This is a genomic window from Burkholderia sp. BCC1640 (assembly GCF_902833125.1).
Classification (GTDB): Bacteria; Pseudomonadota; Gammaproteobacteria; order Burkholderiales; family Burkholderiaceae; genus Burkholderia; species Burkholderia diffusa.
This window is the reverse complement of sequence record NZ_CADFEF010000049.1, coordinates 1-24,527: the sequence shown is the minus strand read 5'-3', so window position 1 is coordinate 24,527 and position 24,527 is coordinate 1. Positions and strand designations below refer to the sequence as shown.

At 58.8% G+C, this 24,527-nt stretch carries 17 protein-coding genes and 1 pseudogene; 1 reads left to right on the top strand and 17 read right to left on the bottom strand.

Annotated features, from left to right (window positions below):
• The 17 genes and pseudogenes from HWX25_RS31090 to aspA form a co-directional block, all read right to left on the bottom strand.
• Positions 1-308: pseudogene (locus HWX25_RS31090) on the bottom strand (polyhydroxyalkanoate depolymerase); the annotation flags it as partial.
• Between the two features lie 129 nt (positions 309-437).
• Positions 438-590: a cytochrome bd-I oxidase subunit CydX gene (gene cydX, locus HWX25_RS31085; protein ID WP_175889158.1), complete on the bottom strand. Its 153-nt coding sequence runs from the start codon at positions 588-590 to the stop codon at positions 438-440.
• A gap of 20 nt (positions 591-610) precedes the next feature.
• Complete coding sequence (gene cydB, locus HWX25_RS31080) at positions 611-1,750, bottom strand: cytochrome d ubiquinol oxidase subunit II (protein ID WP_175912378.1); 1,140 nt, start codon at positions 1,748-1,750, stop codon at positions 611-613.
• The gene (locus HWX25_RS31075; protein ID WP_244114831.1) at positions 1,737-3,329 is read right to left on the bottom strand and encodes a cytochrome ubiquinol oxidase subunit I; all 1,593 of its coding nucleotides are present in this window, start codon (positions 3,327-3,329) and stop codon (positions 1,737-1,739) included. Before HWX25_RS31075 ends, cydB begins: the two co-directional genes overlap by 14 nt.
• Before the next feature lie 96 nt (positions 3,330-3,425).
• Complete coding sequence (locus HWX25_RS31070) at positions 3,426-4,106, bottom strand: DUF6781 family protein (protein WP_175912375.1); 681 nt, start codon at positions 4,104-4,106, stop codon at positions 3,426-3,428.
• A 23-nt stretch (positions 4,107-4,129) separates the two neighbouring features.
• Positions 4,130-4,876: an acetoacetyl-CoA reductase gene (phbB, locus tag HWX25_RS31065; protein ID WP_175889162.1), complete on the bottom strand. Its 747-nt coding sequence runs from the start codon at positions 4,874-4,876 to the stop codon at positions 4,130-4,132.
• A 30-nt stretch (positions 4,877-4,906) separates the two neighbouring features.
• A complete protein-coding gene (locus HWX25_RS31060; RefSeq protein WP_175889163.1) occupies positions 4,907-6,082 on the bottom strand; it encodes an acetyl-CoA C-acetyltransferase in 1,176 nt (391 codons plus the stop codon).
• Between the two features lie 32 nt (positions 6,083-6,114).
• Complete coding sequence (gene phaC / locus HWX25_RS31055) at positions 6,115-7,782, bottom strand: class I poly(R)-hydroxyalkanoic acid synthase (RefSeq protein WP_175889164.1); 1,668 nt, start codon at positions 7,780-7,782, stop codon at positions 6,115-6,117.
• A 33-nt stretch (positions 7,783-7,815) separates the two neighbouring features.
• Positions 7,816-9,141 carry an NAD(P)/FAD-dependent oxidoreductase gene (locus tag HWX25_RS31050; protein WP_175912373.1) on the bottom strand — a complete coding sequence of 442 codons (1,326 nt, stop codon included), beginning with the start codon at positions 9,139-9,141 and terminating at the stop codon, positions 7,816-7,818.
• A 5-nt stretch (positions 9,142-9,146) separates the two neighbouring features.
• Positions 9,147-10,100, bottom strand: coding sequence for a lipoyl synthase (gene lipA, locus HWX25_RS31045; RefSeq protein WP_175889166.1), 954 nt, complete (start codon positions 10,098-10,100; stop codon positions 9,147-9,149).
• Between the two features lie 14 nt (positions 10,101-10,114).
• Entirely contained in the window at positions 10,115-12,397 is a 2,283-nt protein-coding gene (locus HWX25_RS31040; RefSeq protein WP_175912371.1) for an NADP-dependent malic enzyme, read from the bottom strand.
• 156 nt (positions 12,398-12,553) lie between these two features.
• Complete coding sequence (gene lpdA / locus HWX25_RS31035) at positions 12,554-14,320, bottom strand: dihydrolipoyl dehydrogenase (protein ID WP_175889168.1); 1,767 nt, start codon at positions 14,318-14,320, stop codon at positions 12,554-12,556.
• 12 nt (positions 14,321-14,332) lie between these two features.
• Positions 14,333-15,913, bottom strand: coding sequence for a dihydrolipoyllysine-residue acetyltransferase (locus tag HWX25_RS31030; RefSeq protein ID WP_175889169.1), 1,581 nt, complete (start codon positions 15,911-15,913; stop codon positions 14,333-14,335).
• Positions 15,914-15,925: 12 nt separating this feature from the next.
• A complete protein-coding gene (gene aceE, locus HWX25_RS31025) occupies positions 15,926-18,598 on the bottom strand; it encodes a pyruvate dehydrogenase (acetyl-transferring), homodimeric type (RefSeq protein WP_175912369.1) in 2,673 nt (890 codons plus the stop codon).
• Positions 18,599-18,668: 70 nt separating this feature from the next.
• Positions 18,669-20,063, bottom strand: a complete 1,395-nt coding sequence (gene fumC / locus HWX25_RS31020; RefSeq protein ID WP_175889171.1) for a class II fumarate hydratase — start codon at positions 20,061-20,063, stop codon at positions 18,669-18,671.
• A 56-nt stretch (positions 20,064-20,119) separates the two neighbouring features.
• Positions 20,120-21,169 carry a type II asparaginase gene (locus tag HWX25_RS31015; protein WP_175912382.1) on the bottom strand — a complete coding sequence of 350 codons (1,050 nt, stop codon included), beginning with the start codon at positions 21,167-21,169 and terminating at the stop codon, positions 20,120-20,122.
• Between the two features lie 446 nt (positions 21,170-21,615).
• Entirely contained in the window at positions 21,616-23,037 is a 1,422-nt protein-coding gene (aspA, locus tag HWX25_RS31010) for an aspartate ammonia-lyase (protein ID WP_175889173.1), read from the bottom strand.
• A 198-nt stretch (positions 23,038-23,235) separates the two neighbouring features.
• Between aspA and HWX25_RS31005 the strand changes: the two genes are divergently transcribed.
• Positions 23,236-24,168, top strand: a complete 933-nt coding sequence (locus tag HWX25_RS31005; RefSeq protein WP_175889174.1) for a LysR family transcriptional regulator — start codon at positions 23,236-23,238, stop codon at positions 24,166-24,168.
• Positions 24,169-24,527: the final 359 nt, after the last annotated feature.

Here is a 24,527-nt window from a genome sequence, read left to right as displayed (position 1 = left end):
GTGACGGCATCGGCGTCGTCCGAATAGCGTTTGAAGCGCAGCAGCCGGCAGAACGGCTTCTCGACGATCGTCTGCTCGACGATCGGGATGTTGTGGCCGTCCTTGACGATCTGATGAATGTTGAAATCGGGTTTCTCATAGTCTTTACCGATCCGGTAAAGGAGTTCACACGCAGCGGCCATCCGTGTCGCGCCGGGTGTCAGGGAGAACGGGCTGGACGGATTGGCGAACGATTTGGAGGCGGCCTGGGCCCAGGCCGTGAGCGGGTTCAGTATCGCCCGGTGAGACTCATACAGTTGATAAAGCATTGGTCCTCCTGATTTCTATGCGTTGCTGGCACACCAATAAACGAATTTCGCAGTGCCGATTGAAATATCCAGATTTATCCAGAGCGTGATGATTCGCATATGGCGTATGTGAAAAATCGCGCACGGCGATTATTCATCGAGTGCGGCTCGCGACTCAAATCGCTCACGCGTGGCTGCTTCATCAAGTTCGCCGAACGCGTAAGAAGACTCAAGCCACAAGGCGTTAACGACGCCAAACGCGAGAGCCAGTCCCAATCCGAGCATCCAGGTGAAATACCACATGAGTAGCCCCTACAGTACTGTCAATACAGTTTCGTTGATTTATCTCGAATCATTTCTACGGTGATCTTTCCGCGAAGCGTGCGATAGACATAGTTCGTATAAAGCACGATCAGTGGCACGAATATCACCGCTACGAACAGCATGACCTGCAGCGTTCTCGGGCTCGACGTAGCGTTCCATACGGTAAGGCTTGCCGCTGGATTCACCGACGATGCGACCAACACGGGAAATAACGCGACAGCCACGCTGCCGACGACCGAGAGCACTGCTATAGAACTCGCACAAAAGGCGGCAGTCCAATGTTGTGACCGGCTAAGAATCGCAGTCGCGACGGAACCCGACCAAGCCGATACCGGCAAGGCCGCTAACCACGGGTAACGCACGAAGTTCCGTGCCCAACCGCCTGCGACGAACTGCGATGACAAGTAGTTCTCGTCTTGCGTCGCTGCGGGCATCAACAATGACGAGACGTGTAGGCCAGGCAAGGTTGTGGCAACCCATAGCGCGCAGCAGGCGAAGAGCACCGCGAATGCGAGCGCCGCGCCTGTTGTCCATCGGCCTATCTCGATAGAGAATGTTGAATCGACACGCCTTTGCACGTACGCACCACCATGCATCATGCACATCGCAACGGTTGCTAAGGCAACGGTAAGCGGAAATGCGTGGAGTAAGTCGAATAGCGTCACATGGCAGTCGAGTCGGTAGTCTTGATCAAGCGTGAAAGGTAGTCCAACAAAAAGGTTGCCGACTACCAGGCCGAACAAGGAAGCCGAAGTGAATCCGCCACCACACAACACGCTATCCCAGGTAACTCGCCACCATCGACTTTTCAGCTTACTCCGATAGTCGAATCCGACAGGTCTCGCAAAGAGCGAAAAAAGCGCGAGCATCATTGGCACGTAGAGACCCGAGAAAATCACGGCGTATACCAGCGGCCATGCAGCAAACGTCGCACCGATCGCGCAGATGAACCAGGTCTGGTTTCCCTCCCATGTCGGTCCGATCGCATTAAGTACAACACGGCGCCGTTCGTCGGACTTCGCGACCCATGGGAGCAGTATCAACGCGCCAAAATCGAATCCGTCCGTTACTACGAAACCGCAGAATAGGGCCAAGATCAGAATCCACCAAGTCAGCTGCAATATATCAGGCGCCAACATGAGCCCTCCCTTTCTCGATCGTGGCCGTTTGAATCTCAAAGTGATAGCGCCCCGATCCGAGACTGCTTGGTCCCCTGCGGGCATACTTGAACATCAAAAAGAGCTCAATACCGAGCAGCAACGTATAGATGCAGGCGAGTCCGCCGAGGCTGAAATACAGATCGCCACGTGAGGCGCTCGATGCACTCAGAAACGTCGGCAACACACCGCTGATGGTCCACGGCTGCCGCCCATATTCTGCAACGAACCAACCGAACTCAGCCGCAATCCACGGTATCGGAATCGACCAGAGCGCGAGCCTCATCAGCCATCGCTGCGGCGCGACGTTGCGGCGTGCAAGAAAATAGAAGGCGCATCCGAACAGAATTAGCAGCCAGAGTCCTAGCCCAGCCATGCAGCGGAATGCCCAGAACATCGGCGCGACGCGCGGAATCGTATCCCGCGCCGCAGAGTCGATCTGAGCATCCGTCGCATCGACAACGCTTGACGTGTATTTTTTCAGCAAGAGTCCAAAACCGAGATCGTTCTCATATCGACGCCAAACCTCCAGCGCGGCTGCATCGCTACTTCCGTTCCGGATTTCTTGCAACGCAGCGTACGCCTGCTGCCCGCGGCGAATTCGCTTCACTGCGTCGGCGCGAAGTTCACGGATACCGATCACCGGCGTATCGACGGAGCGCGTGGCTATCAACCCCAACAGCCAAGGGACGTAGATCGCATAATCGGAAGTTTCACGGGTTTCATTCGGAATGCCAAACAACATGAATGGAGCCGGCGTCGGCTGAGTTTCCCATTCCGCCTCGATCGCCGCGAGCTTGACCTTCTGCACCTCGCCCGTCGTGTACCCTGACTCGTCGCCCAGCACGATCACCGACAACACCGACGCCAATCCGAACGCAGCGGCGATCGCAAACGACCGTATAGCGAATGCCACGTCGCGCCCTTTTAGCAGATACCAGGCACTAATACCGAGCACAAACGTTGCTGCTGTGACGTAGCCGGCAGCCACCGTATGGACGAACTTGACCTGCGCGACAGGATTGAAGATCACCTCGGTGAGACTCGTCATCTCCATGCGAAACGTTTCAGGATTGAACGCAGCGCCGACCGGATTCTGCATCCAACCGTTTGCGACAAGAATCCACAGCGCAGAAAGATTCGACCCGACTGCAACAAGAAATGTCACCGCTAGATGTTGTACGCGCCCGAGCCGATCCCAGCCGAAGAAGAACAAACCGACGAACGTAGATTCGAGAAAAAAAGCCATCAACCCTTCGACAGCAAGCGATACGCCGAATACGTCACCTACATAGTGCGAGTAGTACGCCCAGTTGGTGCCGAACTGAAATTCAAGCGTAACGCCCGTCGCGATGCCCATCGCGAAATTGATGGCGAAAAGCTTCCCCCAGAATTGCGTCATATCCCTATAGATGATCTTGCCCGTCATGACATGCAGCGCTTCCATGATGAACAGCAACCATGAAAGCCCGAGCGTCAACGGTACAAATAGGAAGTGATACAACGCGGTGATACCGAACTGCACCCGCGAGAGGCTGACGACTTCGGGATCGATGCTCAAAAAGTGTTCTCCCAGGGGTGCAACTCGGGGAATGCGGGCAAGCATGTTCCAAATATGCCCGCGGGCACGTGGAAGCTAGTCAGTCAAGCTCCCGTGTCACTTTCCGTCGGGGGACGGAGCAAGGTACGCAGCGCTCGACATCGCTTCGCACATACCCATCAAGACACCGCTCGCAAGCGTCGCATAGTGATCCAGAATCGCCTGCGTCGCATGCTGACCAAGCGCGCGGCCGTCAGCCACTGCTTGTTTCGTCTGCGACATTAACTGCTCGACCGCGGTCTTCGCGCTCGGTCCCGACGACGTTCCGGTCTGCCTGAACGCGCGAATCGCGTCGACCCACGGTCCACGCATCGGCGGCGCCGACGCTTCGGCCGCGCGATCCATAGCCGCAAAGAATGCGGACTCGAGACCCTCGACCTGTTCGACAGCATCGCGGATCTGCGGCGTGCGCAGATCCGCCCCCTGTTCAAATAGATGCTGCAGCGTACGGCGGTGCACATCGATGATCCGAACCATTGCCGCGTCCATCCCCTCTACGGCCTCGGCCAGAAGCTGCACCCGGCCAATGGCACCGCTCGGGTTCTGCGCAACACCTGCTGACGCCGCCGCAACGACCGCCTGCAGCGTATCGATCGTGCTTTTGAGCGTCAGCTCCCGCCCCTGCAATGCCCTCAACATCGCATCGCGCACCGCCTCTTGTAATGCTTCCCCTTGGGCAGCGCTGGCTTCCGCGAACTGCCGGATGAGGGCGTCATGATCCGTCTTCAAGATATCCATTTCCTCTCCGTACGCATGTCCACTTACTGCATGTGCTGGCCGCCGTTAATCGCAATGTTGGCGCCGGTTACGAATGCCGCCTCCTCAGATGCGAGATAGATAATCAGACCTGCGACTTCCTCCGGCTTGCCGAGGCGACCAACGGGAATTTGCGGCAGAATCTTCGAGCTCAACACCTCCTCGGGGATCGCCGTCACCATCTTCGTTCCGATGTATCCCGGCGAGATCGTGTTCACCGTCACGCCTTTCTTCGCCACCTCCTGTGCAAGTGCTTTCGTGAATCCGTGGACACCGGCCTTGGCCGCCGAATAGTTGGTCTGGCCGAATGCCCCTTTTGAGCCATTCACCGACGACACGTTGATGACGCGGCCCCAGCCACGCTCGACCATCCCGTCGACTACCTGCTTGGTCATGTTGAACAGGCTGTCGAGATTGGTTCGCATCACGGCGTCCCAATTGACCTTGTCCATCTTCTTAAAGGTCATGTCGCGCGTGATACCCGCGTTGTTCACAAGCACGTCAACCGCACCGACCTGCGCCTGCACCTCTGCCACCGCACCGCTGCACGAATCGAGATCTGCAACATCGCATGCGACGGCGACGATGTCGTAACCGCGCTCCTTCATGCGTGCGACCCATTCCTCATGCGACTTGTTGCCAGGCGAATACGTTACGACCACCCGATAGCCGGCGTCCGCCATCTTTGTCGAGATGGTTTCACCGAGTCCACCCATGCCACCCGTAACCAGTACCACGCGTTGCTCACTCATTTGTATCTCCAGTAATTATTGAAAGTGCGCTCAACGCTCGATTGCGAGCGCCACACCCATACCGCCGCCGATGCACAGCGACGCCAGCCCGCAGCGAACGTCCCGCCGAATCATTTCGTGAAGTAACGTGACCAAAATGCGCGCACCGGAAGCACCAATCGGGTGACCAATGGCGATCGCACCACCGTTCACATTGATCCTGCTGGTGTCCCAGCCCATCTCTTTGTTTACAGCACATGCTTGTGCTGCGAAGGCCTCATTGATCTCCAGAAGATCCACGTCCTGTGCGTTCCAGCCGGCTTTTTCGAGGCAACGCTTCGACGCGGGAACAGGCCCCATGCCCATCATGCTCGGGTCAAGACCCGCAGACGCATAGGCCGCGATCCGCGCCATCGGCTTGAGACCGAGCTCGCGCGCCTTCGTTGCGGACATCATCAGCACTGCGGCCGCGCCGTCGTTCAAACCGGAAGCGTTACCGGCGGTTACGCTTCCGGTTTTCGAGAACGCGGGCTTTAGACTGCCCAGGGCTTCTGCTGTCGTACCAGGTTTGATGAACTCGTCGCGGTCGAACACCACGACGCCCTTTTTCGATGCAACCTCAACCGGCACGATCTCGGCGACGAACTTGCCGGCGAGTTGAGCAGCCTCAGCTTTCTGCTGTGACGCAGCGGCGAACTCATCCTGCGCTTCGCGCGAAATGCTGTACTCCTGCGCGACGTTCTCTGCCGTGATACCCATATGGTATTGGTTGTAGACATCCCACAGACCGTCATGAACCATCGTATCGGTCAACTTCCAATCGCCCATGCGGCACCCTTCGCGTGAACGCAGGAGCACGTGAGGCGATGCACTCATGTTCTCCTGGCCGCCTGCGACGATGATCCCGGAATCGCCGCAACGGATCGCCTGTGCTGCCAGATGGGTGGCTTTCAATCCCGAGCCGCAGACCTTTCCCACGACGAATGCGGGGACCCCATGTGGCATACCCGCCTTGATAACCGCCTGCCGCGCAGGATTCTGCCCACCGCCTGCCGTCAGTACCTGCCCCAGAATCACCTCGTCGACCTGGTCTGCCGTGACACCCGATCGCTCGAGCAACGCTTTGATCACGACTGCACCGAGGTCCGGCGCCGCCACCGATGCGAGAGAGCCACCGAACTTCCCAACCGCCGTGCGGGCAGCACCAACAATGACTACGTCTTCCATCTCTACCTCCACTAGAAATTGATCTACTTGTTCTAGATAGCCTTCGCCACCGCGAATCGCCCCGGTGCGGGTTCTATCACCGGAAAGCATTCGTTGCCGGCGAGTGGTGGCGGCTCGACACACGCGCCCCCGTGCGTGTGCAGCCACTCCATCCACTCCGGCCACCAACTTCCCTCTTGGCGCACCGCACCTGTAAGCCACACATCCGGGTCCGCGCAGATCTCGCCGGTCCAATGATGACGCTTACGCTTTGCGGGGGGATTCACGACACCGGCAATATGCCCGCTCGCGCCAAGGACGAATCTCGTTGATCCGCCAAGCAGCCGCGTACTGGCGTACGCGCCTTTCCACGGCACGATGTGATCATCTCGAGACGCGAACACGAATGCTGGGACGTCTATGCTGGCGAAATCGACGGGTTGCCCGCATTGAACCGTTCCGCCCGGTACACGCAAGCGGTTCTCGAGGTAAGCATTGCGCAGGTACCAGCAATACATCGGTCCCGGAAGATTGGTGTGATCCGAATTCCAGAATAGGAGATCGAATGCGGCCGGGCGTCTCCCGTTTAGATAGCCGCTCACGACATAAGGCCAGATCAGATCGTTCGCACGCAGCGATGCAAATACGTTCGCAAGCTCAACGCCTCGCAACACGCCGCCCCGACCGATCGTCATCTCGCGTGCCGTAACCATTGACTCAGTTACGAGCAAGCCGATCTCCCCTGCATCGAAGAAGTCGAGCAACGTCGTCAGCAGCGTCACGCTCGCCGCGCGGGACTCACCACGCGCCGCAGACACCGCGAGCGCACACGCGAGCAGCGTCCCGCCGATACAGAAGCCCAACGTGTTGACCTTGTCGGCTCCACTGATATCGCGTGCAACATCGAGCGCTCGCAATACGCCTCTTTCGATGTAATCGTCCCATTGCAGTTGTCCGCATGTGGCGTCGATGTTGCGCCACGACACCAGGAACACGGTGTGGCCCTCACTCACCGCATAGGCGACCAGCGAATTCTCAGGCTGAAGATCGAGGATGTAATACTTGTTGATGCAGGGCGGCACGATCAGCAACGGACGCTCGCGAACCGACGCTGACGTCGGCGCATACTGAATCAGTTGCATCACCTCGTTCTCGAATATCACGCTTCCCGGCGTGACAGCGAGATCGACACCGACCGAAAACGCGCTGTCGTCCGACATCGATACCGCACCTTTGGCGAGATCTTCGAGGAATAGACGCAACCCTTCGATCAGACTCGATCCTCTCGTATCCAGCGCAGTCTGAAGTGCCTCCGGGTTCGTTGCAAGGTAGTTTGCCGGACTAACGGCATCGAGTATCTGATGCAACAAGTACCGCCACCGGCCCTTGGTACGATCGTCCACGGGCATTGCGGATAGGGCTTTGTCGAACGCCTCGCATTGCGCCAAATAGTGCTGCGCCAGCGCGATATAACGCGGGTCCTTCTTCCACGCGTCATCGCTGAAGCGTCGATCCTCGGTTGCACGGACGGCCGTCTCATTCAACACGTTCGGCGCTGCCCAAAGCGCTTCCAACTCAGGAAGACCGTTGATATGCCACGGAACAAACGCCTCGCACGCATTTCGCCAGGCTCGCGCTGCCTCGTCCGCAGGTGTGTCGAGAGTCCACAAGCGCATCAAATCGCGCCACCAAGCGCTTGGGTCAGGATGATTGGTTTTCATATTTTTTCTCTTGCAATCAGATATCACGCCGGCTCAATGCAATTTCACGTGCTGACCGCCGCGGCGCGTGAGCAATCTCGCCAGTGTGTCAACGATCACCTTGGGCCACCCATGCAGCGCCAACTCATGCATCTTGTAGAGTGATTCGTACATGATTCGCGCTAGCATGCCCTCGATCATGAGACTGCCTCCCATTGGGCCACCCATCATATTGCCAACGGTGCTGAACTTGCCTAGCGACACGAGCGAACCAAAGTCGCGGTACCGATAGTCGCGCAGCGGTTTGCCTGCCAACTTCAGCTTCATCTGCGTCACCAAATGCGCTGCCTGCTGGTGAGCCGCCTGAGCGCGCGGCGGCACATTACCGTCAGTGCCACCGCATGGGCATGCGGCACAGTCACCGAACGCAAAGATATCCGGATCCCGAGTTGTCTGCAGCGTGGCGCCAACGACCAATTGGTTGATGCGGTTCGTTTCGAGACCGGCGAGGTTACTCAGGAAGTCTGGCGCCTTGACACCGGCAGCCCAGACGACGAGCTCCGCCGCCAACATTCGTCCGTCCGCGAGGGACACACAGTCACCGCTGACTTCCGCCACGCGCGCATTTGTGTGTACCTCCACGCCCAGTTTGTCGAGCAACCGCTCGGTTGCCTGCGAAAGCCGCGGTGGTAGGGCAGGCAGCACACGATCAGCAGCTTCGATGAGGCTGACTTTGATGTCCTTGTCGGGATCGATTCGATCCAGTCCATATGCGACCACCTCACGCGTCGTGCGATGAAGCTCCGCCGCCAGTTCAACGCCAGTGGCGCCCGCGCCGATGATCGCGACGTGAAGTTGCTCTGGCCTGAGTGGTGCAGCTTGGGTGTGAGCGCGAATGCAGGCATTGACCATCCGAGCATGAAACCTTTTCGCATCGCTTTGGGATTCGAGCCTCACCGTATGCGCCTGTACACCCGGGGTCCCGAAGTCATTCGTACGGCTCCCGATCGCAATGATTAGCGTGTCGTACCCGAAGACCCGAGCCTGCGTAACGTTCCTTCCCTCGTCGTCGATGAACGGTGCCACCTGAATCTCGCGCCGTTCTCGGTCGAGTCCCACCATTTCGCCGATGCGATACCGAAAACTGTGTCGATGCGAATGCGCCAAGTAGTCGACTTCGTGCGCGCTTGTGTCCATGCTTCCGGACGCGATCTCGTGCAGTTTTGGTTTCCAGACGTGTGTGCGATGACGATCTACGAGCGTGATCTCTGCAGCGCCCCCCCTGCCATACTTCCTGCCAAGGCGCGTGGCCAGTTCGAGACCGCCAGCACCACCGCCGACGATGACAATACGATGCGGTTTCTGGTGTGCACTGTTCATGATCGTCAAAGTCCTGCCGCCTGGGCTTGATTTTCAGCGTGGTAACTCGAACGCACCAGCGGCCCGCACGCAGCGTGGGTGAACCCGAGGTGCTGCGCGTGCAACCGAAACGCATCGAACTGCGCTGGCTCGACGTAACGAAGCACCGGTAGGTTACCTGCGCGCGGCTGAAGGTATTGCCCGATCGTCAGCATGTCCACGTTATGTGCACGCAGGTCGCGCATGACCTCCTGCACCTCCGCATCCGTCTCGCCTAGCCCAAGCATCAACCCGGACTTCGTCATCACGTCGCTGCGCCCTCGCTTGAATTCGGCAAGAAGCCTCAGCGAATGTGCATAGTCTGAGCCTGGTCGTACCGCCCGGTACAGGCGAGGCACCGTTTCGAGGTTGTGGTTCAGAACATCAGGCGGATCAGCCACCAACCGCTCGATCGCCAGCTCAAGACGCCCGCGGAAATCCGGCACCAGCACTTCGATTTGCGTCTCGGGCGACTGGTTGCGGATCGCGCGGATACATGCCGCAAAGTGCGCTGCTCCCCCGTCGCGCAGATCATCGCGATCGACGCTCGTCACAACGACGTACGACAGCCTAAGTCGCGCCACGGCCTCGGCAAGCCGGTCCGGCTCTTCCGGATCCGGCGGACGCGGCCGACCATGCGCAACGTCGCAGAATGGGCAGCGGCGCGTACAAAGGTCACCTAGCACCATAAACGTGGCCGTGCCGCGACTGAAGCATTCACCGATGTTCGGGCAAGCCGCCTCCTCGCAAACAGTGTGCAGGTCACCTTCACGCAGCAAGCGCTTGACCTCACGAAACGCAGGACCGACTGGCAAAGGCACACGCAGCCATGAAGGCTTGATCTGTGCCTCCGACGGAACAGGCTGGATCGGAATCCGCCGTGTTTTGGCATCGCCACGCTGCCCTTCGGCGGCGGGCGCCGCTGGATTGCGGATGTCCATTGCATGCCCTCCGTTCAGACGCCCACGCGCTCTGACGCAGCGTCGACCACGGCCAGCGCCGTCATGTTAACGATGCGACGCACAGTCGACGCCGGTGTGAGAATATGCGCGGGACAAGCTGCCCCAAGAAGGATCCCCCCCACGGTGATACCGTGGCCAGCCGCGACGCGGAGCAGGTTGTATGAGATATTCGCGGCGTCCACATTAGGCATCACGAGTACGTTGGCCGTGCCGTCGAGATGCGATTCGGGAAACTCACCGTCCAGGACGGCGCGCGACAGTGCCGCGTCACCCTGCATTTCCCCTTCGATCGCGAGTCTGTGGTCTCGCGCTCGAACCATCCTCAGCGCATCGCGCATCTTCCGTGCAGATGGCGCGTCCGATGAACCGAAATTGGAGTGGGACAACAATGCCACGGACGGGATGACACCAAAGCGGCGCACCTCTTCCGCGGCCAGCAACGCGATCTCCGCGATTTGCTCAGAATTCGGATCGCGATTGACGTGCGTGTCGCAGATGAACAGTTGGCGCTCCGGCAGCATCAGCATCTGCATCGCGGCGAGAGTACTCACACCTTCTCGTGTCCCGATTACTTCTTGTACCGCGGACAGGTGCTCGGTATAACGGCCAACCGTTCCACACAACATGGCATCCGCGTGCCCCATGCGCAGCAACATCGCAGCCAGCAGCGTGCTCTGGCTGCGCATCCGCGCGAGCGCGAGCGAACGCGACACACCGTCACGGCGCCGCATCTCGTAGTACGCTTCCGCGGAGTCTACATAGACGCCAGGATCGAGCGGATTCACGAGATCGCAGTTCTCACCCGGTGACAACCTAAGATCGAATCTGACGATTTCTTCCATGATTACATCGGGCCGTCCGACGAGTAGCGGACGCGCGAGGCCCTCGTCGATCACAACTTGCGCGGCACGCAGCACGCGTTCGTCTTCCCCTTCCGCGTAAATTACTTTCTTCGGCGAACGCTTGGCGGCCGCAAACACCGGCTGCATTGCGCTGCTCGATCGATAGACGAACTGACTCAGTTGCTGCCGATACGCGCTGAGATCAGCAATCGGCTCCTGGGCAACGCCGCTGTCTGCCGCAGCCTTGGCGACCGCCGGCGCGACCACTTCGATCAGGCGCGGATCGAACGGTTTCGGGATCAGGTATTGCGGTCCGAAGCGCAATCCATGTGCACCGTACGCTTGTGCAACGCTCTCGGGAATCTCGGCATGCGCCAGCTCTGCAATTGCGTGCACCGCCGCCAGCTTCATTTCCTCGTTGATCGTCGTGGCGCCCGAATCGAGTGCACCTCGGAAGATGAACGGGAAGCACAGAACGTTGTTGACCTGGTTCGGATAATCGGATCGCCCCGTCCCGATGATCGCGTCAGGGCGGACTGCTAGCGCCACTTCGGGCATGATCTCCGGCGTCGGGTTCGCCATTGCGAGAATGATCGGATTCGGCGCCATCGTCGCAACCATGTCTTGCGTGAGCACGCCGCCCGCGGACAGTCCAAGGAAGATATCAGCGCCGGGGATCACCTCCGCCATCTTGCGTGCGTCCGTGCCACGCGCGTAGCGAGCCTTGTTCGGATCCATGCCCTCGGTCCGTCCGATATAGACGACACCAGTCGCATCGCAGACAAACACGTTCTCACGCCGCAGGCCGAGACTGACTGCCAGATCCAGGCACGCAAGCGCAGCAGCCCCTGCTCCGGACGCCACCAACTTGACCTCTTCGATATTCTTGCCGACGCATTTGAGTGCATTGAGCAACGCGGCAGCTGCGACGATCGCGGTACCGTGCTGATCATCGTGGAAGACCGGGATCTTCATTCGTTCCCGCAACTTCGACTCGATATAGAAGCACTCGGGCGCCTTGATGTCCTCGAGGTTGATACCGCCGAAGGTAGGCTCCATGCGCGCGATCGTATCGATCAGCGCGTCCGGGTCGTTTTCCGCGAGTTCAATGTCGAACACGTCGATGCCGGCAAACTTCTTGAACAAACATCCCTTGCCCTCCATCACCGGCTTGCCGGCCAGCGGACCGATATTGCCCAGTCCGAGCACGGCAGTCCCGTTAGTGACAACGGCAACGAGATTCCTGCGCGCGGTCAGATTCCCTGCCTCCTTCGGATCGTTAAAAATCGCCATGCACGCCTCGGCGACGCCCGGTGAGTACGCCAGCGCGAGATCTCGCTGTGTCGCCATTGGCTTAGTCGGGGTGACCGAGATCTTGCCGGGAACCGGATAGCGGTGATAGTCAAGTGCGGCGTCGCGCAGTTCGTCTGCCATGGAAATATCTCCGTTGCAAAGCCAGGCCACCGCATATGCGAGGCGCTAGACATTTAGTTATACGAATAATTTTAAAGCGGTGGTCAATGGACACACACCGTGACAGGCGTCCGTGGCGAACCGGGCCCTGACGGGTTCCGATTCGCCGTGCCAACCCTATTTCTTCTTTACCGGTGGCAGATCTGTGCAGACGCCCTCAAATACCTCCGCTGCTATACCGACAGATTCGCCTAGCGTGGGATGAGGATGGATCGTTTTGCCGATGTCGGCGGGCTCGCATCCCAGCTCGATCGCAAGACAAACTTCGCCGATCAAGTCACCCGCATGCGTGCCAACAATGCCTCCACCAATTAGGCGGTGCGTCGCTTCGTCGAACAGCAGCTTAGTAAAACCCTCGTCGCGGCCGTTGGCGATCGCACGTCCCGACGCAACCCACGGGAACACTGCTTTCCCATACTTGATACCTTCGGCCTTGCATTGCTCTTCCGTTTTTCCTGCCCATGCGACCTCAGGATCGGTATAGGCCACCGATGGAATTTGTCGCGCGTCGAAATGCGTGGTTTCGCCGTGCGCGGCCTCTGCCGCGACATGCCCCTCATGGACCGCCTTGTGCGCGAGCATCGGCTGGCCGACGATGTCACCGATCGCGAAGATGTGCGGAACATTCGTGCGCATCTGGCGATCGACTTCGATAAATCCTCGCTCGGTGACTGCGACCCCCGCATTCTCCGCGCAGATCTTCCGGCCGTTCGGGCTTCGCCCGACGGACACCAGCACCATGTCGTAGCACTGCGGTTCTGGAGGTGCCTTATCGCCTTCGAAGCTCACGTAGATGCCGTCGGGCCGTGCTTCCGCCTTTGTCGTGCGCGTTTTCAGCATCACATGCGCAAAGCTGTCGTTGTTGAATTTTTCCCATACCTTGACGAGGTCGCGGTCGGCGCCAGCCATCAAGCCATCGAGCATCTCAACGATATCGATGCGCGCGCCGAGAGACGAATAAACAGTCGCCATCTCCAGGCCGATGATGCCACCGCCCACCACCAGCATCCGCCGAGGAATCCGATTCAGCTTCAGCGCGCCTGTCGAGTCCACCACACGTTCGTCGTCCGGCATGAACGGCAGCTTCACCGCCTCGCTGCCAGCCGCAATGATCGCCTTAGCGAATCGGATGATCTTCCTGCCACCCTCCGGCAATGCGACCTCAAGGTGATGCGGGTCGCGGAATCCACCTGTACCGTGAATCACCTCGACCTTGCGTACCTTTGCCATTCCGGCCAATCCGCCCGTGAGCTTGTGAATCACGCCGTCTTTGAACGAACGCAGCGCATCGATATCGATCTCGGGTTTGCCGTATCGGATACCGTGATCGGCGAGCCGAGATACCTCAGTCATCACGCCGGCCGTATGCAGCAGTGCTTTGGACGGAATGCAGCCGACGTTCAGGCACACGCCCCCGAGCGTTGGAAAGCGCTCAACGAGGACCGTCTTCATTCCGAGATCAGCCGCGCGAAATGCAGCGGAGTAGCCGCCGGGGCCGGCGCCCAGAACGAGCATGTCGCATTCGATATCGGCATTGCCACTGAAGTGGGCTGCTTTCGGGAACGCTGCCTGTGATTGCACCGACTCCGTCGACGACTGCGCAGGGAAAAACGCCGCGGGCTGCTCCGAGGCCGTTTTGCTTTCGGTCGCCTCAAGCATCAGAATGACGGTTCCTTCGCTGACCTTGTCGCCAATCTTGACCGTCAGTTCCTTCACGACACCCGCTTGACTCGACGGAATCTCCATCGACGCCTTGTCGGATTCGACCATGATCAGCCCGGTATTGACCGCAATGATCTCGCCCGGTTTAACCAATACCTCGATCACGGCGACATCCTTGAAGTCGCCGATGTCAGGAACCTTGACTTCTACACGTTGTGTCATTTCAACCTCGAATCAGAACATGGTTCGCCGCAGGTCGGCGAGCACGCTGGCAAAAAGAACCGTGAAGCGCGCGGCGGCCGCGCCGTCAATCACCCGGTGGTCCCATGACAGCGACAACGGCAAGATCAGCTTGGACTGGTATTGCTTGCCATCCACCGACACCTGCTTCCAGAACGACTTGCAAACGCCCATGATCGCGACTTCAGGCGCGTTGATGATGGGCGTGAAGTACGTTCCTCCAATGCCACCCAGCGACGAAATCGTGAACGTGCCGCCTTGCATCTGGTCTGGCTTCAGTTTTCCGTCCCGTGCCAACTTTGCCAGTTCGCTCATCTCCTTACCGATTTCCGGGATGCTCTTCCTGTCGACGTCCCGAATCACCGGCACCATCAGGCCGTTTGGCGTATCGGCGGCGAATCCGATATGCCAGTAGTCCTTCAGAATTAGCGCATCTCCATCCAGACTTGCATTGAATTCCGGGAATTTCTTCAGCGCTGCGACGGCGGCCTTCATAATGAACGGCAACAGGCTCAGCTTGACGCCAGACTTCTCGAGTTCCCGGTTCATCGACACGCGGAACTGTTCCAGATCCGTGATATCCGCTTCGTCCTGGGTAGTGACATGCGGAATGACCACCCAGTTTCGATGCAGGTTCGCGGCGGAGATCTTCTTGATGCGCGAAAGATCCTTACGGGAAACTGGGCCGAATTTCGCGAAGTCGACGTTCGGCCAAGGCAACAGGTCGAGACCGCCACCTCGACCGCCGGTGGTATCGTCTGAGGACGTAGCCGGCTTCGCTGTGGCCGCCGCTGCTCCGCCCTTCGCGAACGCCTCGATATCCGCGCGGACGATTCGACCGTGATTGCCACTACCGCGGACTTTGCCGAGATCCACGCTGAGCTCTCGCGCAAGCTTGCGCGCGGCTGGCCCGGCATACGCGAGCGCAAACGCCTGCTCGTCAATTGTGCCGCTAGCTGCGGGTTTCGGAGGCGCGGAGGCCGCGACAACTGCCTCCTGGGCCGGCGCTCCGGCAGGCGCAGCGGCGACGCCATTGGCGGTGCTGAGCGTCAGGATTACCGTCCCCTCATTCACCTTGTCACCAAGCTGAACCTTGACCTCGCTGACGACGCCCGAAAGCGGAGCCGGCACGTCCATCGTCGCCTTGTCAGATTCCACCGTAATCAGCGGATCTTCCGCCTTCACCGTATCACCCGGCCGTACATGAATCTCGATCACCGGCACGTCGGTGAAGTCGCCGATATCCGGCACGCGCACGTCGGCCGCGCCAGTCGGCGCCGTCGCCGGCGCCGGTGGCGGCGCTACGCTCGGCTTGGCCGACGCCGGCGCCACACCGTTCGCACCGGCAAGCAGAATGATGCTGCCCTCGCTGACGCGGTCACCGAGCTGCACCTTTAGTGTGTGCACGATTCCTTCGAACGGCGCGGGCACCTCCATCGTCGCTTTATCCGACTCAAGCGTAATCAACGGATCCTCGGCCTTGACCGCGTCGCCCGCCTTGACATGGATATCGATGATCGGTACGTCCTTGAAGTCACCAATATCGGGCACCCTGATTTCAATCGCTTCGCTCATTTTGTTGTCTCCTCATACCGTCCAGGGTGCCGCGGCCTCGGTGTCGATGCCGTACTTCGCAATGGCTTCCGCTACAACCGATGCCTTGATCACACCTTCTTTCGCCAGTGCGTTGAGAGCCGCGATCGCGATGTGCCAGCGATCGACCTCAAAGAATCGACGTAGCTTGCGTCGATAGTCGCTGCGTCCAAAGCCATCGGTGCCGAGTACGGTGTAGCGACGTCCTGCTGCCTGGACCGACGAACGGATCTGGTCCGCATAGTTGCGCATGTAATCTGTCGCGGCGACGACAGGGCCGTCATGCCCGCTCAGGCATTGCTCGACATGGCTCACGCGAGGCTCGGCAGCGGGATGCAGTCTGTTCCAGCGCTCCACATCCATGCCGTCGCGGCGCAGCTCATTGAAGCTCGTCGCACTCCAAACATCCGCGGCAATCTTGAAATCGCTGTGCAGCAAATCCGCAGCGGCAATCACCTCGCGCAGAATTGTGCCGCTTCCCATCAACTGCACCTTGTGACCTTTTCGCTCGGCCTTTCCACCGTCACGCAGCAGATACAGGCCCTTGAGAATCCCCTCTTCGCTGCCTTCCGGCATCGCCGGGTGCGCGTAGTTCTCATTCATCAGCGTCACGTAATAGAAGACGTCTTCCTGCGCCTCGACCATGCGCCGCATCCCTTCGCGAACGATCGTGACGACTTCATACGCGAAAGTCGGGTCGTACGATACGCAATTGGGAATCGTGCCCGCGATCAGGTGGCTGTGTCCGTCCTCGTGCTGTAGACCCTCGCCATTCAGTGTCGTGCGTCCTGCCGTCCCGCCGAGCAGGAAACCGCGAGCACGGATGTCGCCCGCCAGCCATGCGAGATCGCCGACCCGCTGCAAGCCAAACATCGAGTAGTAGATGTAGAACGGGATCATCGGCACATCATTCGTGCTATACGATGTCGCGGCAACGATCCAGCTCGACATCGCACCGCCTTCGTTGATCCCTTCCTGTAGCACCTGGCCGTCGGACGATTCCCGGTAATACATCAGCTGATCAGCGTCCTGCGGCTTGTAAAGCTGCCCCGTCGATGACCAGATTCCGAGCTGCCTGAACATCCCCTCCATGCCGAACGTACGCGATTCGTCCGGGACGATAGGCACGACGTGCTTTCCGATCGTCTTGTCACGCACCAACGTACCGAGCATCTGAACGAAAGCCATCGTCGTCGAGATCTCGCGCTCGCCGGTGTCTTTCAGTAGCCGCTCGAACGCCTCGAGCGGCGGGATTGGGAGTGACGATGATTTGCGACGTCGCTGCGGCAGGTAACCGCCGAGTGCGGAACGGCGCTCTTGAAGGTAACGCATCTCGGGACTGTCGTCCGCCGGACGAATGAACGGAACGTCGGCCAATTGTTCGTCCGTCAACGGGATACGGAAGCGATCCCGAAAGCCGCGCAATGCGTCCTGCGTCATTTTCTTCGCTTGGTGAGCGATCATCTGACCCTCGCCAGACTCGCCCATCCCGTAGCCTTTCACGGTTTTCGCAAGGATCAGGGTCGGCTGGCCGGTGCACTTCACCGCCTCCGCATAGGCCGCATATACCTTCGCCGGATCGTGGCCACCGCGCGAGAGTGCCCAGATCTCATCGTCCGTCATGTCCGCGACCAGCGCACGCGTCTCTTCGTAGCGGCCGAAGAAATGCTCTCGAACATAGGCGCCGCTTTTGCTCTTGAAATCTTGGTACTCGCCGTCGACGCACTCTTCCATCAACTCGAGCAGCTTGCCGCTGCTGTCCTTCGCGAGCAATCGGTCCCACCCGCCGCCCCACAGCACCTTTATCACCTTCCAGCCGGCACCGCGGAAAACGCTCTCGAGTTCCTGAACGATCTTGCCGTTACCGCGCACGGGCCCATCGAGCCGCTGTAGATTGCAGTTGATAACAAACACGAGGTTGTCGAGTTTCTCCCGGCCCGCGAGCGATATCGCGCCCAGCGACTCCGGTTCGTCCATCTCGCCGTCACCCATGAACGCCCAAACCTTTCGCGGCGCGGTGTCGGCAAGACCTCTTCCCTGGAGGTACTTCAGGAAGCGCGCCTGATAGATAGCCATCAGCGGCCCGAGTCCCATCGATACCGTCGGGAATTGCCAGAAATCTGGCATGAGCCACGGGTGCGGATAGGACGGCAGGCCAATACCGCCGGTCTCCTGCCGATAGTTGAGCAGTTGTTCTTCGCTGAGCCGTCCCTCGACGTACGCACGTGCATAGATGCCCGGCGAACTGTGCCCCTGGATGTAGACGAGATCACCGCCATGTCCGTTGCTCGGCGCATGCCAGAAATGTCCGAAGCCAATGTCATAAAGCGTTTCGGCTGACTGGAAGCTAGCAATATGACCGCCGAGCTCGGACGAATCCTTGTTCGCGCGCAAGATGATCGCCAACGCATTCCAGCGGATGATCGAGCGCAGGCGCTCCTCGACGCTGAGGTCACCGGGATTGGGCGTCTCTTGCTGCGGAGCAATCGTATTGCAGTACGGGGTTGTCAGAGACTGCGGTACGTAAATGCCCTCACGTCTCGCCTGCTCCACCAGACTGGTGACGAGATAGTTAGTGCGTTCGCTTCCACGATGCGCACTAACGGCACGTAGCGCATCCAGCCAATCCGAAGTTTCTGCGGGATCGTTATCATCCTTTGTTGTCATTTTGCAGTCCTTTATTTATGAATGGATCACATTCCGTCCAGGAACGCGCACTATCAGGTCGGATGTCCGTCTACTCTTCGCGGCCAACCATCCGATCAGGTCTAACCCAGTCGGAAAACTGTTCGTCGGAAACCAGCCCGAGACTCGACGCAGCCTCACGCAGAGTCACACCTCGCGAATGGGCTGTCTTCGCAACACGAGCCGCATTCTCATAGCCGATGTGCGGATTCAACGCGGTGACGAGCATCAGTGAATTCTCGAGGTTGCGCTGAATCACAGGCAAATTCGGCTCGATACCAACTGCGCAATGACGGTTGAACGAGTCACACGCATCACCAAGCAGTTGCACCGAATTGATCAAGTTGAAGATAATCACCGGCTTGAACACATTGAGCTGAAAGTGGCCGCTCATACCGGAAACGTTGATCGCAACATCGTTTCCAATGACTTGCGCGCAAACCATTGACAACGCTTCCGCCTGAGTCGGATTCACTTTTCCAGGCATGATCGACGAACCAGGCTCGTTCTCGGGGATAAGAATCTCCCCGATGCCGCAGCGCGGGCCGGACGCGAGCAGCCGGACATCGTTGGCGATCTTCATCAGACTCACTGCCAACGTCTTCAACGCGCCGGACGTCTCGACCATCGCATCGTGTGCAGCCAGCGCTTCGAACTTGTTGTCGGCACTGCGGAACGGATGCCCGGTCAGGTTCGCGATGTGCGCCGCAACTCGATCGGCAAAACCCCGCGGCGTATTCAAGCCGGTCCCCACTGCTGTTCCACCCAACGCAAGTTCCGCAAGGTGTACAAGCGTATGCCGAACGGCACGCAGGCCGTGATCTAATTGCGAGCAGAACCCCGAAAGTTCCTGCCCCAATGTGATCGGCGTGGCATCCATCAGATGCGTGCGTCCTATCTTCACAACATGCATCGTCTCTTCGGATTTCCGTGCCAGTGTGTCGCACAATGTTGCGACGCGCGGCAGCAGGTGCTCGACGATAAGCGTATACGCGGCAATATGCATCGCAGTAGGAAACGAATCGTTCGACGACTGGGAACGGTTCACGTCGTCGTTCGGGTGCAGCAGCTTCTTTTCGTCCGTCAGGTTGCCGCCGCGCAGCACATGCGCCCGGTTTGCGATCACCTCATTGACGTTCATGTTCGTCTGCGTGCCCGAACCGGTCTGCCACACCACCAGCGGAAACTGATCATATAGTTGACCGGCAAGGATTTCGTCGCATACGGACGCGATGAGCGAGCATGCGTCGTCAGAAAGAACTCCGGCCTCGCGGTTAGTCAGGGCCGCAGCCTTTTTGACGATAGCGAAGGCGCGAATCAGCTCTCGCGGCATCAACTGACCGCCGATCGTGAAGTTCTGGCGGGAACGCTCAGTCTGAGCACCCCAGTAGACTTCGGCCGGAACCGCGATCTTCCCCATCGTGTCATGCTCGATACGGTACGGCATACCCATCTCCTTCGCGTAACGCGTTGTCGGTTAATGCCTGCTTCGTGCGCCGTCTATCAATACGTCTGGAACATTTTCTGAATCTCTCGAGTATCGCTGGTGCGCGTCAGCGCAAGCATCAACAGAATCCGGGCCTTCTGCGGATTCAACGTATCGCTGACGACGAAGTCCAACTGATCGTCGTTCGCCTCGCCATTGCGCGCGACGATGCCGTTTCCGACACGGGAGCCGCGAACGATCACGACGTTCTGCTTGCGTGCATCGACGAGCGCCGGCTTCACGTCCTGATGCAGACTTCCGTCACCGACGCCAGCGTAGACAATGCCCTTGTCACCCGACGCAACGAATGCATCGACAGCCGTCCGACCGACGTTTTCGTAGCCGTACGCAATGTCGACCTTCGGCAGCGCGTCGAGCTTGGACACGTCAAATGGGGTATCGACCGTGTGCAACCGGATCGGAACCCGATAGAAATGCGGTCGACTGTCCTGCATATAACCGAGTGCACCGAGGTCAGACGAGCGGAAAGTATCGACTGTTGACGTATTTGCTTTCGTGACTTCGCGAGCGGCATAAAACTGGTCGTTCATTGCGACAAGCACGCCCTTGCCAGCCGCCGCCTTGCTGCCGGCGAGGATCACTGCGTTGTACAGGTTGATCGGGCCATCCGCCGAAATCGCGGTCGACGGTCTCATGGCCCCCACCAATACGACCGGCTTGTTGCTCTTGACCACGAGGTCGAGGAAGTAGGCGGTCTCCTCGAGAGTGTCGGTGCCGTGGGTAATCACGATGCCATCGACATCACGACGAGCCAGCAGTTCGTTCACCCGCTTTGCGAGTTTCAGCCAGAGCGTATTCGTCATGTTTTCGCTGGCCACCTGGAACACCTGCTCGCCGGTCACGTCGGCGACAGTCTTGAGTGCCGGGACAGCATCAATGAGTTGCTCGACACCGACTTTCGCGGCCGTGTAGCCAACGGTCGTTGTGCTCGTCGCCCCGGTCCCCGCGATGGTTCCACCAGTCGCAAGTATCAAAACGTGCGGCAAGTCCGCTCCGGAACGCGCCGCGCCCGCGCCTTCACTTTGCGCCTGTGCGCCAGTCGCCATCACCGCGCTGCCGGTCAGCAGCAGAATCGCGGCCAAACGGCGTTGAATACTATTCAAACGATATGCAAGTTGCATAGTTATCCTCTATATATTGCAAAGGTTAGTTCCCGAGACAACGACAGCATCTCGCCGTCTGGGGAAGGCCGTCCGTCACCATTGACGGACGGCTTCGATCCCATCTTGCATGAGGGTCGCTTAAGGAGAACGCGGCGGTGCGTTTCTGCCCGGATGCATCAATCGGCAACAGGGGTTCGCTCCGCGCCTCAAAATGCGGTCGCTACAATCGCCTTCGCTTCCGCCGAACCTGCCACCGCAGCATCGCGAGCATAGCCAGTCAAGAATCGGACAATAGGGCGATCGAGGTCTCACAGTGACTCTGTTGTTACGTGCGGTAGGTTCTCGGCGTGACTACGGCTTTGGCCCCGTCGACTTCACCGTTACGACCGTTATGCTCGCGCATCGGGAAGCGGCGCGGGCCGCGTCAGGACCTCCGGCCTCAGAATTTCATCCAGCTGAGCCTGACTCAGCAGTCCTCGCTGCAGCACGATCGCCGCGACACTGCCCCCGGTTGCGTGCGCCTCCTGCGCGACCGAAGTTGCATTGGAATAGCCGATATACGGGTTCAGCGCAGTCACGATACCGATTGAGTTCTCGACCGTCTCGCGCAGCCGCTCTTTGTTTGCGGTAATTCCCTTTACACAACGATCTGCAAGCGTATAGCACGCGCGTCGGAGATGCGTGACGCTCTTGAACAGGCTGTGCGCGATGATCGGTTCGAACGCATTGAGCTGGAGTTGCCCCGCCTCGGCCGCAAAGGTGACCGTGAGATCGTTTCCAATAATCTCAAACGCAACCTGATTGACGACCTCTGGAATCACGGGGTTGACTTTGCCCGGCATGATGCTCGACCCTGCTTGCATCGGCGGCAGGTTAATCTCGCCCAGGCCCGCGCGTGGCCCGCTCGACAGCAGCCGCAGATCATTGCAGATCTTCGAGAGCTTCACCGCGACACGCTTGAGCACTCCAGACAACTGGACGAACGATCCGCAGTCCTGCGTGGCCTCGATGAGGTTCGGCGCCGCGACAAGATCAATGCCAGTGAGACGCCCGAGATGGTGCACAACGAGGGGGGCATAGTCCGGGTGGGCGGTAATGCCCGTTCCGATCGCGGTCGCGCCCATGTTGATCTCGCGAATCAGCGACGCCGCTTCGCGCAGACGCTCCTGATCCTCTGCCAACATCACCGCATAGGTGCTAAATTCCTGACCGAGCGTCATGGGCACGGCATCCTGAAGCTGAGTGCGCCCCATTTTGAGCACGTCAACGAACTCATCCGCTTTTGCAGCGAATGCCTCGCGCAACACTTCCATCGCCTCGATTAGACCGTAAATGCCAAAATAGGTCGCAATCCGCAATGCCGACGGATACACGTCGTTCGTACTCTGCCCGATGTTGACGTGATCGTTCGGATGCAGGTGCTGGTATTCGCCTTTCTTATGTCCGAGTAGCTCGAGTGCGCGGTTTGCGATCACCTCGTTGGCATTCATGTTTGTCGACGTGCCTGCACCACCTTGGATCACGTCGACCACGAACTGATCGTGCAACGCACCAGTACGCAACTCTTCACACACGTCAACAATCACGCCGCAGCGCTGGTGATCAAGGAGCCCGAGTTCGTGGTTCGAAATCGCTGCCGCCTGCTTGATGAAGGCGAGCGCGTTTATGAGATCTGGATAGATCGAGATCGGCGTGCCAGTGATCGGAAAGTTCTCAACGGCGCGCAGTGTGTGCACCCCGTAATACGCGTCCGCCGGGACATGGTAGTCGCCCAGCAAATCGTGCTCGATTCGCATTGATTGGTCCGCCATCTTCGTTCTCCTCCGTGTCGTGGTCAACCGATTAAACGAAGGGTAGGCAGCCATTTTTCGGATGCGTGAGTCTCATGCGCAATCGGAATAAGGCGCGTCGAAAATAGCAACGGTTACGGCCGAACTCTTCGGGTATTTCCGATTGTGAACCAATGGTACGTGGGATAATTTTGTGTATCCCACAACGAGGCCATCATCATGGAAGCAAAATGGCTGGAAGATTTCTTGAGCCTCGCGGATACGCGCAGTTTCTCTCTCGCCGCGCGCACTCGACATCTCACGCAGTCGGCGTTCAGCCGACGAATCAGCGCTCTGGAAAGCTGGCTGGGCGCGAAGCTCATCGACCGAAGCGTCAGCCCTGTCCGACTGACATCGACCGGATGGATGTTCCGCAGCTTGGCCGCGGATATTCTTCGCAGCATTTATGCGGCAAGAACGCTCGCAAATGGACACGAACCGCTAGCCAACGATGACGCGGTCGTTCGGTTCGCGGTTGCCCACACGCTCGTGTTCACATTCATTCCAAACTGTCTTAAGCAACTGAGCCTCGAATTGGGGCAACTCAAGGCGAAGGTGCTCGCCGTCAATGTGCCGGAAGGGATCCAAGAACTGGTGGACGGCGGCTGCGACCTGTTGATCGCCTACCATCATCCGCAGTTGCCGATCCTGCTCGACCCGAACCATTTCCCATTCCTTACGCTGAGCGTCGAACGAATCCTGCCGGTCTCGGCACCGGACGAACACGGGAAGCCGATTTACATGCTCCCCGGTCGCACGAACGAGCCGCTCCCATTCATGGCCTATTCGTCAGGAGCGTTCCTGGGCAATGTCGTCGAGATGCTGCTTATGGATGCGACTGAACCTTACTCGCTTCGCCGAACGTTTGAGACCCACATGTCGGAGGCACTGAAGGGGATGGTCGCAGCTGGGAATGGAGTCGGATGGCTTCCCGAAAGCTGCATTTCCCGCGAGCTTGCCGACGGTTCGATCGTCCAAGCTGGATCTGGCACCTGGATCACCGAACTTGAGGTTCGCTTGTACCGATGTTTAGATAAAAGCAGCGCTGCTACAGATAAATTGTGGAACCACATCAGCCTGCAGCGTCACCGTAACTTGGGGCAAGCAGCATAGTCGTTAGTCCCTTAGAAATTGGATGACATCCCAGCCGATAGGTCTCGACTCAAGCCAAGACGTAGTCCGGTCTGGAAGGGAGACTGCGGTGGCCTTCCACCGCTTTCCCTGAAGGATTCACTTGCGTTGGTAACGATGACAATAGAGTGTTCTCGTTGCAAACCGCAAAGAGACAGCAGTCAAGCATGTATTTACCTTCATAAGATAATTGCAATTGAATTCTTGCCAGTAGTACTAGGGAAACACTGATTAATAGGCGATCGCGCGAGGTGGTCGGCGATGTGGGCGGGGAATGGCCGGATACCGAAGCGAAGCGCCGCCCATTCGGAGAAGTTTGCCCCGAGGATGCACCTTATTTC

Bases quoted from the DNA above. Each gene is read 5' to 3' on its own strand.
- lipA (WP_175889166.1), bottom strand. From the start codon at position 10,100: ATGGACATCCGCAATCCAGCGGCGCCCGCCGCCGAAGGGCAGCGTGGC.
- fumC (WP_175889171.1), bottom strand. From the start codon at position 20,063: ATGCCGTACCGTATCGAGCATGACACGATGGGGAAGATCGCGGTTCCG.
- cydX (WP_175889158.1), bottom strand. From the start codon at position 590: ATGTGGTATTTCACCTGGATGCTCGGATTGGGACTGGCTCTCGCGTTT.
- cydB (WP_175912378.1), bottom strand. From the start codon at position 1,750: ATGTTGGCGCCTGATATATTGCAGCTGACTTGGTGGATTCTGATCTTG.
- HWX25_RS31040 (WP_175912371.1), bottom strand. From the start codon at position 12,397: ATGGCAGACGAACTGCGCGACGCCGCACTTGACTATCACCGCTATCCG.
- phaC (WP_175889164.1), bottom strand. From the start codon at position 7,782: ATGAAAACCAATCATCCTGACCCAAGCGCTTGGTGGCGCGATTTGATG.
- HWX25_RS31030 (WP_175889169.1), bottom strand. From the start codon at position 15,913: ATGAGCGAAGCGATTGAAATCAGGGTGCCCGATATTGGTGACTTCAAG.
- HWX25_RS31070 (WP_175912375.1), bottom strand. From the start codon at position 4,106: ATGGATATCTTGAAGACGGATCATGACGCCCTCATCCGGCAGTTCGCG.
- HWX25_RS31015 (WP_175912382.1), bottom strand. From the start codon at position 21,169: ATGGCGACTGGCGCACAGGCGCAAAGTGAAGGCGCGGGCGCGGCGCGT.
- HWX25_RS31005 (WP_175889174.1), top strand. From the start codon at position 23,236: ATGGAAGCAAAATGGCTGGAAGATTTCTTGAGCCTCGCGGATACGCGC.
- HWX25_RS31060 (WP_175889163.1), bottom strand. From the start codon at position 6,082: ATGGAAGACGTAGTCATTGTTGGTGCTGCCCGCACGGCGGTTGGGAAG.
- aspA (WP_175889173.1), bottom strand. From the start codon at position 23,037: ATGGCGGACCAATCAATGCGAATCGAGCACGATTTGCTGGGCGACTAC.
- lpdA (WP_175889168.1), bottom strand. From the start codon at position 14,320: ATGACACAACGTGTAGAAGTCAAGGTTCCTGACATCGGCGACTTCAAG.
- phbB (WP_175889162.1), bottom strand. From the start codon at position 4,876: ATGAGTGAGCAACGCGTGGTACTGGTTACGGGTGGCATGGGTGGACTC.
- HWX25_RS31050 (WP_175912373.1), bottom strand. From the start codon at position 9,141: ATGAACAGTGCACACCAGAAACCGCATCGTATTGTCATCGTCGGCGGT.
- aceE (WP_175912369.1), bottom strand. From the start codon at position 18,598: ATGACAACAAAGGATGATAACGATCCCGCAGAAACTTCGGATTGGCTG.